Genomic DNA, 13,793 nt, shown 5'->3' with positions numbered 1-13,793 from the left:
GGGGGTGCGGGGGCCTGCGCGCCGTCGCGGTCCGGGCGCCGGGTGCCGGGCGCCGGGCGCCGGGCGCCGGGCGCCGGGTGCCGGGTGCCGGGTGCCGGACATCGTTGTCCGGGACCCAGGGTCCGGGGCGGGGGCGCGCTGCTGTGCGGCGCGCGACGGGTGCGTCCGGCGCGCGACGGGTGCGTCCGGCGCCGGGAGCACGCGAGGCGTGCGGGGGCGTTACGGCAGCTGCGACTGGACCTGGGCGGAGATCAGCTCCAGGTGGTCCAGGTCGTGCAGGTCGAGGACCTGGAGGTAGAGGCGCGTGGAGCCGATCTCGGCGTAGCGGCCGATCTTCTCGACGACCTCGGCCGGGGTGCCCGCCAGGCCGTTCTCCTTCAGCTCGTCGACCTCGCGGCCGATCGCGGCGGCACGGCGGGCGACTTCCTGGTCGTCCTTGCCGACGCACACCACGAGGGCGTTGGAGTAGGTGATCTCCTCGGGCGCGCGCCCCGCCTTCTCGGCGGCGGTCCGGACCCGGCCGAACTGCCGCTCGGTGTCCTCGACCGAACTGAACGGCATGTTGAACTCGTCGGCGTAGCGGGCGGCCAGCCGGGGCGTACGGGTCGCCCCGTGACCACCGATGAGCACGGGGACCTTCGCCTGGGCGGGCTTGGGCAGCGCGGGCGAGTCCTTGAGCTGGTAGTACTCACCCTGGAAGTCGAAGGTCCGGCCGGCGTCCGTCGCCCACAGGCCCGTGACGATCTCGAGCTGCTCCTCCAGGCGGCCGAACTTCTCCTTCGGGAACGGGATGCCGTACGCGGCGTGCTCCTCGGCGAACCAGCCCGCCCCCAGGCCCAGTTCGACGCGGCCGCCGGACATCTGGTCCACCTGGGCGACCTGGATCGCGAGGACGCCGGGCAGCCGGAAGGTGGCGGCGGTCATGAGCGTGCCGAGCCGGATGCGCCTGGTCTCCCGGGCGAGGCCGGCGAGGGTGATCCAGGCGTCGGTGGGGCCGGGCAGGCCGTCCGCGTCACCCATCTTCAGGTAGTGGTCGGAGCGGAAGAAGGCGTCGAAGCCGAGGTCCTCGGTGGCCTTCGCCACCGTGAGGAGCGTGTCGTAGGTGGCGCCCTGCTGGGGCTCGGTGAAAATGCGGAGATCCATACCTCCATCCTGCCCGAGAAACCTCGTCGACCTCGGCAGCCCCTCCCGCACCGTCCGTCCCGGCCGGGGGTGCCGTACGGGCTCGGGACACCACGCGTGCCGGCGGCGCCCGTCCCTCCCGCGGGGTCACCCCTCCCGCAGCACCCCTTCCCGCGCCGCCAGTTTGCGCAGCATCTCCAGGACCCGGTCCCTCGCCTCGTCCGCCGCGTCGATGGCCTCCATGCACTGCCAGTACGTCCCCTCGTCGGCCGCCGAGCTGGCGACGCCGACGAGGGCGATGCCGACCTCGCCGAGCAGGTCGCCCAGGCGGAGGAGGCTTTCGCGGGCGTCGTCCAGCTCGGTGAGCCGGGCGGCGAGCAGGTCGCCGGGGTCGAGGTCCGGGGTGTCCAGCACCCCGCAGCCCCGGCCCGCCAGCTCGGTCAACCTCAGCGCCTCGCCGCGCAGTTCGGGCGGGCCCGAGACCGCGAGGCGACTGCCGACCGCCTGGGCCAGGGCCTGCGCCTGCCACACCTCGGTCAGGGTCCGTCTCCCGCCGTCACTGCCCGCGAGAGCCCGGCTGCTTGTCAGGATGAGCCGCACCGCGTCCATGGGGCGCCCCCGTCTGTCCCGACGTGCTCCGCGCACGTCCACGTCACCTCATCACTACCCAGAGTGAAGGTCGATGGGACGAAAAGCCAGAGGAAGACCGAAATCTGTGGACAACAAATCGGCGTCGAACCTCGAAACAGTCACGAAGAGTGATGAAGAGTGACGACGGAGGGCGCGGCTCCCCTGACCGGCGGCCTCGGACGCCCGCCCCGCCGCCCGCGCGGGGCAGGTCACGGGGCCGGAAATCTACGCTCGTTGCGGTCGATCTTCGCGTCGAGTGCGGCCAGCGGATCGATGCCGAGCACCTCGCACAGCTGCAGCAGATACGCGAGGACGTCGGCGACCTCGTCCGTCACCCGGTGCGCGCTGTCCGGGTCGTCCATCACGCGCGCCGACTCCTCCGGCGTCAACCACTGGAAGATCTCCACCAGTTCGGAGGCCTCCACACTGAGCGCGGAGACGAGGTTCTTGGGGGTGTGGTACGGCTGCCAGTTCCGGGCCGCCGCGAACTCGGCCAGCCTGCGCTGCAGTTTCGCCACGTCGAGATGTTCTGTCACGGCTCCAGGTGTACCACCGCCACTTCGGCGGTCCCGCCGCCCGGGAGGCGTCGCCCACCACCCCGACGCAGCGGATGCGGCCGCGCCCACCCATCCGGACGGCGAGCCGCAGCAGGTCCCGGCGCCGGTGCGGGTCGAGGTCCCGGTCGAAGCCGTCGACGAGCGCGACGACCGGGGGTGGGCGGGGGCGACGGGCCGCCGCCCCCGCCCCGCGCCTCCGTCACCCTTCCGCGCCCCGCACCTCCGTCACGCTCCCGCGCCCGCACCCCGCGCACCGTGCCCCGCTCACACTCCCGCGTCCTCCATGAGTCCGCTCACCTCGGTGCCCGGCGGGGTCAGCAGGAACACGTTGCGGTCGACCCGGTGCATGCCGCTGGCGAGGCCGAAGACCACGCCGGTGGAGAAGTCCAGGACCCGCTTGGCGACGTCGGTCTCCGCGCTGCTCAGATCGAGCAGCACCGGAATACCGGCCATCAGGGTCTCGGCGACCTCGCGCGCGTCCGCGAAGACATTGACCCGCAGGACGACGAAGCGCCGCCGGGTCTCCGTCTCGGCGTCCGGCAGCGCGCGGTGGCTCACCGCCGACGGCCAGGCGTCCCGGCCGCGCAACGGAACGACCTGAGCGAGCCCTTCCCACTGTTCATCGGTGACGTCGTAACGGTTCACCGGCACCCCCCGAACTGACTCGCTTTCACTACCTGCACCAGCCATTCTTACGCCAAGTCACCCGTTCAGCCCAACAGCGACACGGGCCGCGACAGCCGCGGAAGCCACCGGACCGCCTCCCGGCCGCCTCACAGCGCGGCCTTCGCCTCCGCGAACGCCCCGCTCACCGGCCCCGATCGCCTTCCCCTGCCACGCACTTGACGAGCATCACGCCGGCGGCACCGGCCCGGCGAAGCCGGCCGGCCCCGTCCGCGCCGCCCGGAACCATTCGAACGACGTCCGCCGTGCCGCTCGCTCCGGGCACCCGTTCGCTTCTGCACCAACCGCGGAGCCCGCCGCGGCCACCTCGTACACGACACGTTCACCCGTGACTCCTTGCGCACGTCCCGACACGCACACCATGATCGCGACACGACACGACTCAGAATTGGATCGATTCCATTTCTTGAACCATTCGTGTTTGTGGGGGTAGGTTGGTGTCCATGACCGCACCCGGGATTCCGTCCACGGCGCAGGAGCTGCGCGGTGCCGGCCTGCGGGTGACGGCCGCCCGCGTCGCGCTGCTCGACACCGTGCGCGAAGGCGACCACCTCGGGGTCGAGGCGATCGCCGCGGGCGTCCGCGACCGCGTGGGCCACATATCGCTGCAAGCCGTGTACGAGGCGCTGCACGCGCTCACCGCGGCCGGTCTCCTGCGCCGCCTCGAGCCGCCGGGCAGCCCCGCCCGGTTCGAGGGCCGCGTCGGGGACAACCACCACCACCTCGTGTGCCGCTCCTGCGGTGCCATCGCCGACGTCGACTGCGCGGTCGGCCACGCCCCCTGCCTGACCGCCTCCGACCACCGCGGCTTCTCCGTCGACGAGGCCGAGGTCATCTACTGGGGCCTGTGCCCCGACTGCTCCGGCACCCCGTCGGCCGCCTGATCCACCGATGCACCCGATTCACCGCTCCACGCAGTAGTAAAGCCCTGTGATCCACGCAGTTCGGAAGGAACCCCCCAATGACCGAGAACCACGACGCGATCGTCACGGAACCGAAGGCGGAGGAGGCCGGCGGCTGCCCGGTCGCACACGGGCGCGCCCTGCACCCGACCCAGGGCGGCGGAAACCGCCAGTGGTGGCCGGAGCGCCTCAACGTCAAGATCCTCGCCAAGAACCCGGCCGTGGCCAACCCGCTCGGTGAGGAGTTCGACTACGCCGAGGCGTTCAAGAACCTCGACCTCGCGGCCGTGAAGCAGGACATCGCCGAGGTGCTGACGACCTCGCAGGACTGGTGGCCGGCCGACTTCGGCAACTACGGCCCGCTGATGATCCGGATGGCCTGGCACAGCGCCGGCACCTACCGCATCAGCGACGGCCGCGGCGGCGCCGGCGCCGGCCAGCAGCGCTTCGCCCCGCTCAACAGCTGGCCGGACAACGCCAACCTGGACAAGGCCCGCCGACTGCTGTGGCCGGTCAAGAAGAAGTACGGCCAGAGCCTGTCCTGGGCCGACCTGATGGTCCTCACCGGCAACGTGGCGCTGGAGCAGATGGGCTTCGAGACCTTCGGCTTCGGCGGCGGCCGCGAGGACGTCTGGGAGCCCGAGGAGGACGTGTACTGGGGTCCCGAGACCACCTGGCTCGACGACCGGCGCTACACCGGTGACCGCGAGCTGGAGAGCCCGCTCGGCGCCGTCCAGATGGGCCTCATCTACGTCAACCCCGAGGGCCCGAACGGCAACCCGGACCCGCTGGCCTCGGCCCGCGACATCCGGGAGACGTTCCGCCGCATGGCCATGAACGACGAGGAGACCGTCGCGCTGATCGCCGGCGGCCACACCTTCGGCAAGACCCACGGCGCGGGCCCCGCCGACCACGTCGGCGACGACCCCGAGGCCGCCTCCCTGGCGGAGCAGGGCCTCGGCTGGAAGAACACCTACGGCACCGGCAAGGGCGGCGACACCATCACGTCCGGCCTCGAGGTCACCTGGACCGCCACGCCGACGCAGTGGAGCAACGGCTTCTTCAAGAACCTGTTCGAGTACGAGTACGAGCTGACCGAGTCCCCGGCCGGCGCCAAGCAGTGGGTGGCCAAGGACGCCGAGGCCATCATCCCCGACGCCCACGACCCGTCGAAGAAGCACCTGCCGAGCATGCTCACCGCCGACCTGGCGCTGCGCTTCGACCCGGTCTACGAGCAGATCTCGCGCCGCTTCTACGAGAACCCCGACCAGTTCGCGGACGCCTTCGCCCGCGCCTGGTACAAGCTGACCCACCGCGACATGGGCCCGAAGTCGCTGTACCTCGGCCCGGAGGTCCCGCAGGAGACCCTGCTGTGGCAGGACCCGCTGCCGGAGCGGACGTACGAGCTGATCGACGCCGACGACGTCGCCGGGCTGAAGGAGCAGATCCTCGCCTCGGGCCTGACGGTCTCGCAGCTGGTTTCCACCGCCTGGGCGTCGGCCTCGACGTTCCGCGGCAGCGACAAGCGCGGCGGCGCCAACGGCGCGCGCATCCGCCTGGAGCCGCAGCGCGGCTGGGAGGTCAACGACCCCGACCAGCTCGCGCTCGTGCTGCGCACTCTGGAGGGTGTCCAGGAGTCCTTCAACTCCGGCCGCACCGACGGCAAGCAGGTCTCGCTGGCCGACCTGATCGTGCTGGGTGGTGCCGCCGCGGTCGAGCGGGCCGCCGAGGAGGGTGGCGTCGAGGTCGAGGTGCCGTTCACGCCGGGCCGGGTGGACGCGGCCGAGGAGCACACCGACGCGGAGTCCTTCGCCGCGCTGGAGCCGGCCGCCGACGGGTTCCGCAACTACGTCGGCAAGGGCAACCGTCTGCCGGCCGAGTACCTGCTGCTCGACAAGGCCAACCTGCTGACCCTGAGCGCCCCCGAGATGACCGTCCTGGTCGGCGGCCTGCGCGTGCTGGGCGCGAACCACCAGCAGTCGCAGCTCGGCGTCCTCACCACCACGCCCGGCGCCCTGACCAACGACTTCTTCGTCAACCTGCTCGACCTGGGCACGACGTGGAAGGCGACCTCCGAGGACCAGAGCACCTTCGAGGGCCGCGACGCCGCCACCGGCGAGGTCAAGTGGGCCGGCACCCGTGCCGACCTCGTCTTCGGCTCGAACTCCGAGCTGCGCGCGCTGGCGGAGGTCTACGCGAGCGACGACGCGAAGGAGAAGTTCGTCAAGGACTTCGTCGACGCCTGGGTCAAGGTCTCCGACCTGGACCGCTTCGACCTGGTCTGATCCCGCACACCCCGGCCGGGCCGGCTCCTTCGGGAGCGGCCCGGCCGTCGTGCGCCCGCCCGTTCTCCACGAGAACCACACGCCCCGTCCCCCGCGTCCTGTTCTACGGTGCCATCAGTCACCTGCGACCAGGGAGGAACCGTGCAGCAGACCGGGGCGGCGCTCGCCGAGCGGATCGCCGAGCGGAGAAGGGGCGGGGACGACCCCCGTGCCCTGGTCGGGGAGATGCGGCGCTCGGTGCTCCTGGTGCCGGTGGCCGACGGCGGTCTGTGGTCGGTGCGTTCGGGCGGGGTGCGGTGGATCTGCGGGTTCACCGACGAGACGGCACTGGCCCGGTTCGCGCTGCGGCACGGGCCGGGTGACCGGCCGATGGAGTACGCGGCGCTGCTGGGCGCGCGCATCGTCGACGAGATCGTGCCCTCACTGGACGAACCCGCCGGTCTCGCCGTCGACATCGCCACCGAGGACGGGTCGATGTTCTTCCCGCCGGTCGTCGGCATCGTCCCGGACGCGGTCGCCGTCGACGCCGGTACGGCGGGACCTGAGACGGGACCCGAGACGGAACGGGGGCCGCGGTCATGAGCGGTGACGGTACGGACCTCAACCTCGACAAGGCGTCCGTCGCGAAGTTCACGCAGGGCGTGGGCGCGACGATCGACCAGCTCGGTGACCTCGGCGGCGCCACCGGGTCGATCATGGGCAAGGGTTTCTCGGAGCTGGCGATGACCGGGATGGAGGCCGGGCACCACGGCCTCTCGGTCGACTTTGAGGAATTCTGCGAGCGCTGGGAGTGGGGGGTGCGCGCCCTGGTGCACGACGCGAGCGAGCTGGCGAACCGCCTCGGCCTGGCGGCGGGCACCCTGTGGGAGCACGACCAGTACGTGGCGGGCACGCTCAAGGTGGGCGCCAACTCCCTGTTCGGCGGCAACCCGCACGCCAGTGAGGAGGAGATCGCCCGGCAGGACTGGGGCGACGTCTTCACGCCGGACTACCTGGACCCCGACTGGAGTGCCGAGTCGTGGGACAAGGCCGGTGACGAGATGGGGCAGACCTGGAAGGACACCGGCCGCACCGTCCTCACCGAGGGCCGGGGCGGTCAGCAGTCGGAGATCCTCAACGACGCGCTCGGCATCTCCGACGACCAGTGGAACCAGGCGCTGGACGACACCTTCGGCCCGTCGCCGGAGGAACGCGCCCGGCAGGAGCAGCAGCAGGGTGAGGCCGGGGGGAACTGAGCATGGGTATCGGCGACTTCATCAGTGACATCACGCCCGACTCGGTCGAGGACGTGGTCGAGGACGGCGTCGAGTGGGTGGGCAACCGGGTCGAGGACGCGGGCAACTGGACCGCCGACCGACTGGGCGACGCAGGCTGGCAGTCCGGCGCGGACTGGGTGCGCGAGCAGTCCCGTTCGGTGGCCAACCGGCTGGGCGCCGAGGTCGACGAGATGGATCTCGGCCAGACCGAGGACAAGACCAAGCTGGTCTATGGCAGCCCCGGCAAGATCACCGCCACCGCCACGAAACTCCGCGCCTTCCAGAAGGCCTTCGACGGCACCGGCGACGGTCTCAAGGGCATGGACCCGTCCCGGCTCAAGGGCGAGACGGCCGAGGCGCTGCGGACCGCGGTGAGCACCCAGCCGCCCAAGTGGTACAACGCCGCCGACGCGGTCGAGAAGGCGGCCGCCGCGCTGGACGCGTTCGCCGACACCGTCACCTGGGCGCAGGGCCAGGCGCAGACGGCGATCGACAAGTGGAAGGAGGGCGTCAAGGCCTCCGAGGACGCCGCCGACGCCCACCGCAAGAAGGTCGACGACTACAACGGCGCCGTCGACCGCCTCAACGCCCAGCCGGCGGACAAGCGCGACCCGGCCTCGCTGCCGCCCAAGCCCGCGTCGACCTTCGACGACCCGGGCAAGAAGCTGATGAAGGAGGCCCAGGACATCCTCGCCGAGGCCCGCACGCAGCGGAACTCGGCGGCGGAGACCGCCCGCGCGGCGGTGCGCGCCGCCCGCGACATGGCCCCGAAGAAGCCTTCGTACGCCGAGCAGTTGGGCGACGGGATGCAGGAACTGCAGATCATGGGCGACCACGTCGGCGGCGGCATCATCAAGGGCACGGCCGGGCTGCTCAACTTCGTGCGCAGCGTGAACCCGATGGACCCGTACAACATCACGCACCCGGCCGAGTACGCCACGTCCCTGAACAGTCTGGCCGCGGGTCTGGTGGTCGCCGCCAACGACCCCGTCGGCACCGGCAAGCAGATGATCGGCGACTTCATGAAGGACCCGGCCGAGGGCTTCGGCCGGCTCATCCCGGACCTGGCGCTGACCGCGGCCACCGGTGGCGGCGGCGCCGCGGTGAAGGGCATCCGCATCGCGGAGGAGGCCGCCGACGCCGCGCGGGTGCGGAAGCTGGCCGACGACGCCCCGGACGGCACCCACGACCGGCCCGACGGTGAACGCACCACGGACGGCACCGACCCCGTCGACCTCGCCTCGGGCCGGATGTTCCTGCCCCAGACCGACCTGGAGATCCCCGGCATCCTGCCGCTGGTCTTCACCCGCCGCACCGAGTCCGGCTGCACGGCCGGCCGCTTCCTGGGACCCGCCTGGACGTCCACCGTCGACGAGCGCCTCCAGGTCGACGCCATCGGCGTCCTGCACGTCACCGCCGACGGACTGCTGATCCCGTACCCGCACCCGGTCCCCGGCGTGCCCACCTCGCCGGAGTCGGGCAGGGCCCGCACCCTGCTGGCCCGCGAGCCCGACGGCGACTACACGCTCACCGACCCCGACAGCGGTCTGACCCGCCGCTTCACCGCCCCGCCCGGCACCGAACCGGGCGACGACGGCACCGCCTGGCTGTCGACCGTCACCGAACGCAACGGCCACACCGTCACCGTCGACCGCGGCGAGGACGGCCTGCCGCTGGCCCTGGTCCACTCGGCGGGCCACCGGGTGAGGCTGACCACCGCCGACGGCCTGGTCACCGCCCTGTCCCTGGCCGGCGCGGGCGAGGCCGGCGCGGACCTGCCCCTGATGAGCTACGGCTACCAGGACGGCGACCTCACCACCGTCACCAAGCCGTCGGGCGCGACGACCACCTTCCTGTACGACGACCGCCGCCGGGTCATCGCCTGGATCGACTCCAACGGCAGCCGCTACGACTACCTCTACGACGACCACGACCGCGTCGTGGCCGAGGGCGGCGAGGCCGGCCACGTCCAGATCACCCTCGCCTACACCGAACCCGACCCCACCACCGGCCACCGCACCACCACCCTCACCACGGCCGACGGCCACGCGACCCGCCACCTGATCGACCGCCACTCCCGGGTGATCGCCACCACGGACCCGCTCGGCCACACGACCCGGTTCCGCTACGACGCCCGCGGGAACGTGCTGAGCCGGACGGACCCGCTGGGCCACACCACCGCCTTCACCTACGACGACGCCGGCCGGGTCGTCTCCGCCACCCGCCCCGACGGAAGCGAACTGCGCACCGTGCGCGGCCCGTTCGGCCTGCCGGTGGAGGTCGTCTCACCGGACGGCACCCGCATGGTCCACGCGTACGACGAACGCGGCAACCGCACCTCGGTCACCGACCAGGCCGGCTCCACCACCCGCTACACCTACGACGACGCCGGCCGGCTCACCTCCGTCACCGACGCCCTCGGAGCCACGACACGTGCGGTGTGCGACGCGGCCGGGCTGCCCGTGGAGGTGACCGGTCCCGGCGGCGCCGTCACCCGCACGGAGCGGGACGGCCTCGGCAGGCCGGTCCGGGTCATCGATCCGACGGGCGGCGTCACCCTCCTGGAGTGGCACGCCGACGGGCAGCTCGCCCGGCGCACCGGCCCCGACGGCGCCACGGAGTCATGGACCTACGACGGCGAGGGCAACTGCCTCACCCACACCGACGCGTCCGGTGGCGTCTCCCGCTTCGAGTACACCCACTTCGACCTGCCGGTCGCCCGCACGCGGCCCGACGGCGCCCGCTACGAGTTCGAGCACGACGCCGAACTGCGCCTCACCCGCGTCACCAATCCGCAGGGGCTGACCTGGACCTACGTGTACGACGCCGCCGGTGACATCGTCTCCGAGACCGATTTCGACGGCCGTACCCTCACCTACCGGATGGACGCCGCGGGCCGGCTCGCCGCCCGTGTCGACGCGCTCGGCGGGACCGTCTCGTTCGAGCGCGACCAGCTCGGTCAGGTCGTCCGCAAGGACATCGACGGCCGCGTGACGCACTACGCGTACGACCGGGCGGGCCGCCTCGTGGAGGCGACGGGACCGGACAGCGAACTGCGCTACCAGTACGACCGCCGAGGACTGACCAAGGCGGAACTGGTCGACGGCCGCCCGGTCCTGTACGCCTACGACGCCCTGGGTCGCCGTACGCGCCGCACCACACCCACCGGTCACGTCACCTCCTACTCCTATGACACCGACGGGCTGCCGCAGCGCCTGACCAGCGGCGGTCACCGGATCGACTTCGCGCACGACGCCGCCGGCCGGGAGCTCACCCGGATCTTCGGCGACGCGATCACCATGACCTCCGCCTGGGACGAGGCCGGACGGCTCGCCTCGCAGCACATCACCGCCGGCGGGCGCGACGTCAACAGCCGCGCCTACTCCTACCGCGCCGACGGCCGACTGACCTCCGTCGCGGACCGGCTGTCGGGCTCCCGCACCTTCGATCTCGACCGGGTGGGCCGCGTCACCGCCGTCCACGCCCGGGGATGGACGGAGCGGTACGCCTACGACGACGTCGGCAATCAGACCTCGGCGTCCTGGCCGTCCGGCCACCCCGGCCGCGAGGCCACCGGACCGCGCGCCTACACCGGCACCACCCTCACCCGCGCCGGGGACGTCCGCTTCGAGTACGACGCCCTCGGCCGGGTCGTCCTGCGGCAGAAGACCCGCCTCTCCCGCAAGCCGGACACCTGGCGCTACACCTGGGACACGGAGAGCCTCCTCACCTCCGTCACCACTCCCGACGGGACGCGGTGGAGGTACCGCTACGACCCGCTCGGCCGACGCACCGCGAAACAGCGCCTGGCGGCCGACGGCGAGGGCGTGGTCGAGGAGGTCCGGTTCACCTGGGACGGCCTGACCCTGTGCGAGCAGAGCAGCCACCAGCCGGACGTCCCGCACACGGTCGCCCTCACATGGGACCACCGGGACGTCGTCCCCCTGGCCCAGACCGAGCGCATCCTCACGGCCGACGACCGCCAGGAGGAGATCGACCGGCGGTTCTTCGCCATCGCCACCGACCTGGTGGGCACGCCGACCGAACTCGTCGACGAGAGCGGCGACATCGCCTGGCGCACCCGCAGCACGCTCTGGGGCACCACGGCCTGGTCCCGCGACAGCAGCGCGTACACCCCCCTGCGCTTCCCCGGCCAGTACTACGACCCCGAGACCGGCCTCCACTACAACTGCTTCCGCCACTACGACCCCGAGACCGGCCGCTACACCTCACCGGACCCGCTGGGGCTGGCTCCCGCCCCGAACCCCGTCGCGTACGTGGAGAACCCGCTCGACGGGTGCGACCCGCTGGGCCTCATGCCCAAGTACACGAAGGAGGAGAAGGCACAGAAGCGGATCGACAAGATCGTGGACGAAGTCCTCGCCAGAGCACAGAACGGCGAACTCAAGAAACATGCCGACTACCACGGGGACACAGGGCACGGCTTTACCGACGAGCGGGTCCTTGAAATCCTGAAGAACCCCGATGCCGTATACCAGTCATCGGGCCAGTCAGGGAACTTCATCTTCCGAAAGGACAATGACATTGCCGTGGTCTACGGGCCCGGCGCCAAGCAGGGCCAGGCCATCACGGCGTACGGAGAGTCGGGCATCAAGGGTGATTCCGGCGCGAAGGCGCTCGGAGGCAGCCCGTCAGACCCCGGCAGGCCGGTTACCCACGAGGACGTCGTGGAGGGCAGGATTCCTGGCAAGTTCGGCAATCTGGCCCCAGGAGTGCAGATCAGATGAGGCAAGAATGACCACGAAACTGTCGTTCGACGGCGACTGGCGCGCTACGGTGACGGACGATCCGCTGCACATCACCCCTCGCTTCGCAGGCGACTCCGTACGCGTCATGCACTACGCGGACGCGGCTGAGCGTGTGCGGTTCCTCGCGAACACCTTCGGCAGTCAGGACTGGCTGTGGGACACGCCTGACGTCCTGCGGTTCGACCCGGACAGCCGGAAGCTGGTCGGGGCCGAGCTCCAGCTGCCGTACGTGTCCGCGACCGCCGAGACCTCCACCCGCCTTCCCGTCCTGCCCGCGGTACGGCCGGGCGGGCTCCGCGCGGACGAGGTCCGGGACTTCCGGCACGAGACGTGCACGCTGCTGTGCCGCGCTCCCGGGGACGCCGTACTGATCTCTCTGCGCGATCTCGACGTCCTCGACGAGCCCTTGGACGCCTGCATCGGCATCGCCCCCGACGTGGCACTCCTCGTCCAGCACCGCACCGTCGTCGGCTGGAGCCTCACCGACCCCGCGCGCCACCTGACCCTCGCGTACGCCGACCCGGTCCCCGCCCCGCCGTCGCCGGCCACTCGTCGGCTGCTCACCGAATGCCTGGACCTGGTCACACAGCCGATCGTCGACGACCTGTTGGACGGCGAGCCGAACGCCCTGGCCCGTCTCCGGGCCGCCGACAAGGCCCTGCGCGACCAACGCGAGGACCGGCACCGGGCCGACGCCCTGCTCGAACTGATCGCCACTTACGTGGAGGACTACGGGAACTGGTGACAGCCAGCCGAGAAACCGCCGTACGGCTGCTCGAGCGCTGCGGCCTCGAGGTGACGGGGAGGGCGGCGCGTGGTGGCCCACCCGTGATTGCCGCCATCCACGCGGTGAACGGATTCGAGGTTGAGCCGGTCGCCGCGATCCCCGCCACCACCCCGCACGCCGCCGACGAACTGGATGAGGCGTGGCACCATCACGCCGCACGAGCTTCACTGCACGCGGAGAACGGCGAGTTCCTCATGTTCGCGCCCATGCCGGGTGGGAGCGAGGTCGGTTGGGTGCGTGTGAAGGACCCGGTCGGCAAGAACCTGCCATCACGCGTTTCCACAGCGACAGGCTCACCGGAGTTCGTCGCGGTTTCGGTCGACGGCCGTCACCTGTGTGCAGTATCGGTCGAGGAATTCGAGTACTGGGTGGTGGTGCACGCGTTCGACACCCATCGGGAAAAACGAGATGTGCCCGAGCCGGTAGTCACCGCGGCCAGGAGCCTCAGTCGGGCGATCGACGGTGCCGACAGCGAGCAGGTCGACGAAGCGACGCGCGAGTTCATCGAAAAGGTCACCTTCGCGACGGTCGACGAGATCCTCGCCATGCTCCGGGACGTCCTCGCCGAGGACTGGACGGCCCTGCCGCCCTGGGCCAGGAACCTCGCCTACCGCCTGGCCTGCCTGCAACGTCCCGACGACCCGCGACTGCTCCGGGAGGCGGCCGCGGACCTGCTGTGCTTCGGGCCCGACTGGGACACCTTCGCCCAGGACCTCAAGAGCCGCGCGGCGGAACTCGAGTAGGGTCTGGCTTCCGTGCCCCCGTCGTGCAGAGGGGCAATCGTCCGAGTTCGCAGCAGCC

General features: G+C 71.5%; 11 protein-coding genes. 7 read left to right on the top strand and 4 right to left on the bottom strand.

Annotated features, from left to right (window positions below):
• Window positions 1-219: 219 nt before the first annotated feature.
• The 4 genes from ACGFQC_RS33750 to ACGFQC_RS33735 all read right to left on the bottom strand — a co-directional run bounded on the left by ACGFQC_RS33750 (window position 220) and on the right by ACGFQC_RS33735 (window position 2,954).
• Window positions 220-1,143 carry an LLM class F420-dependent oxidoreductase gene (locus ACGFQC_RS33750; RefSeq protein WP_363090363.1) on the bottom strand — a complete coding sequence of 308 codons (924 nt, stop codon included), beginning with the start codon at window positions 1,141-1,143 and terminating at the stop codon, window positions 220-222.
• Window positions 1,144-1,269: 126 nt separating this feature from the next.
• Window positions 1,270-1,731 carry a DUF6099 family protein gene (locus ACGFQC_RS33745; protein WP_363090484.1) on the bottom strand — a complete coding sequence of 154 codons (462 nt, stop codon included), beginning with the start codon at window positions 1,729-1,731 and terminating at the stop codon, window positions 1,270-1,272.
• Window positions 1,732-1,961: 230 nt separating this feature from the next.
• The gene (locus tag ACGFQC_RS33740) at window positions 1,962-2,288 is read right to left on the bottom strand and encodes a nucleotide pyrophosphohydrolase (RefSeq protein ID WP_363090362.1); all 327 of its coding nucleotides are present in this window, start codon (window positions 2,286-2,288) and stop codon (window positions 1,962-1,964) included.
• 285 nt (window positions 2,289-2,573) lie between these two features.
• Window positions 2,574-2,954, bottom strand: a complete 381-nt coding sequence (locus tag ACGFQC_RS33735) for a cell division protein SepF (RefSeq protein ID WP_363090361.1) — start codon at window positions 2,952-2,954, stop codon at window positions 2,574-2,576.
• Window positions 2,955-3,436: 482 nt separating this feature from the next.
• Here ACGFQC_RS33735 and ACGFQC_RS33730 point away from each other — a divergent pair, with 482 nt between their 5' ends.
• The 7 genes from ACGFQC_RS33730 (at window position 3,437) to ACGFQC_RS33700 (ending at window position 13,735) form a co-directional block, all read left to right on the top strand.
• The gene (locus tag ACGFQC_RS33730; RefSeq protein WP_363090360.1) at window positions 3,437-3,877 is read left to right on the top strand and encodes a Fur family transcriptional regulator; all 441 of its coding nucleotides are present in this window, start codon (window positions 3,437-3,439) and stop codon (window positions 3,875-3,877) included.
• A gap of 77 nt (window positions 3,878-3,954) precedes the next feature.
• Window positions 3,955-6,180 (top strand): catalase/peroxidase HPI, encoded by a 2,226-nt coding sequence (gene katG, locus ACGFQC_RS33725; protein WP_363090359.1) that lies wholly within the window; start codon window positions 3,955-3,957, stop codon window positions 6,178-6,180.
• Window positions 6,181-6,321: 141 nt separating this feature from the next.
• Complete coding sequence (locus ACGFQC_RS33720) at window positions 6,322-6,762, top strand: hypothetical protein (RefSeq protein WP_363090358.1); 441 nt, start codon at window positions 6,322-6,324, stop codon at window positions 6,760-6,762.
• Window positions 6,759-7,415 carry a hypothetical protein gene (locus ACGFQC_RS33715; RefSeq protein WP_363090357.1) on the top strand — a complete coding sequence of 219 codons (657 nt, stop codon included), beginning with the start codon at window positions 6,759-6,761 and terminating at the stop codon, window positions 7,413-7,415. The genes ACGFQC_RS33720 and ACGFQC_RS33715 overlap by 4 nt, the downstream gene beginning before the upstream one ends.
• Before the next feature lie 2 nt (window positions 7,416-7,417).
• A complete protein-coding gene (locus tag ACGFQC_RS33710) occupies window positions 7,418-12,184 on the top strand; it encodes a putative T7SS-secreted protein (protein WP_363090356.1) in 4,767 nt (1,588 codons plus the stop codon).
• Between the two features lie 7 nt (window positions 12,185-12,191).
• Window positions 12,192-12,950, top strand: a complete 759-nt coding sequence (locus ACGFQC_RS33705; protein WP_363090355.1) for a hypothetical protein — start codon at window positions 12,192-12,194, stop codon at window positions 12,948-12,950.
• A complete protein-coding gene (locus tag ACGFQC_RS33700; RefSeq protein ID WP_363090354.1) occupies window positions 12,947-13,735 on the top strand; it encodes a hypothetical protein in 789 nt (262 codons plus the stop codon). The genes ACGFQC_RS33705 and ACGFQC_RS33700 overlap by 4 nt, the downstream gene beginning before the upstream one ends.
• The last annotated feature ends 58 nt before the right edge of the window (window positions 13,736-13,793 follow it).

Origin of the sequence: Streptomyces sp. NPDC048734, from assembly GCF_043198675.1 — a bacterium.
Classification (GTDB): Bacteria; Actinomycetota; Actinomycetes; order Streptomycetales; family Streptomycetaceae; genus Streptomyces.
The sequence above is the reverse complement of the archived record's forward strand: the minus strand, read 5'-3'. Positions and strand labels throughout refer to the sequence as shown.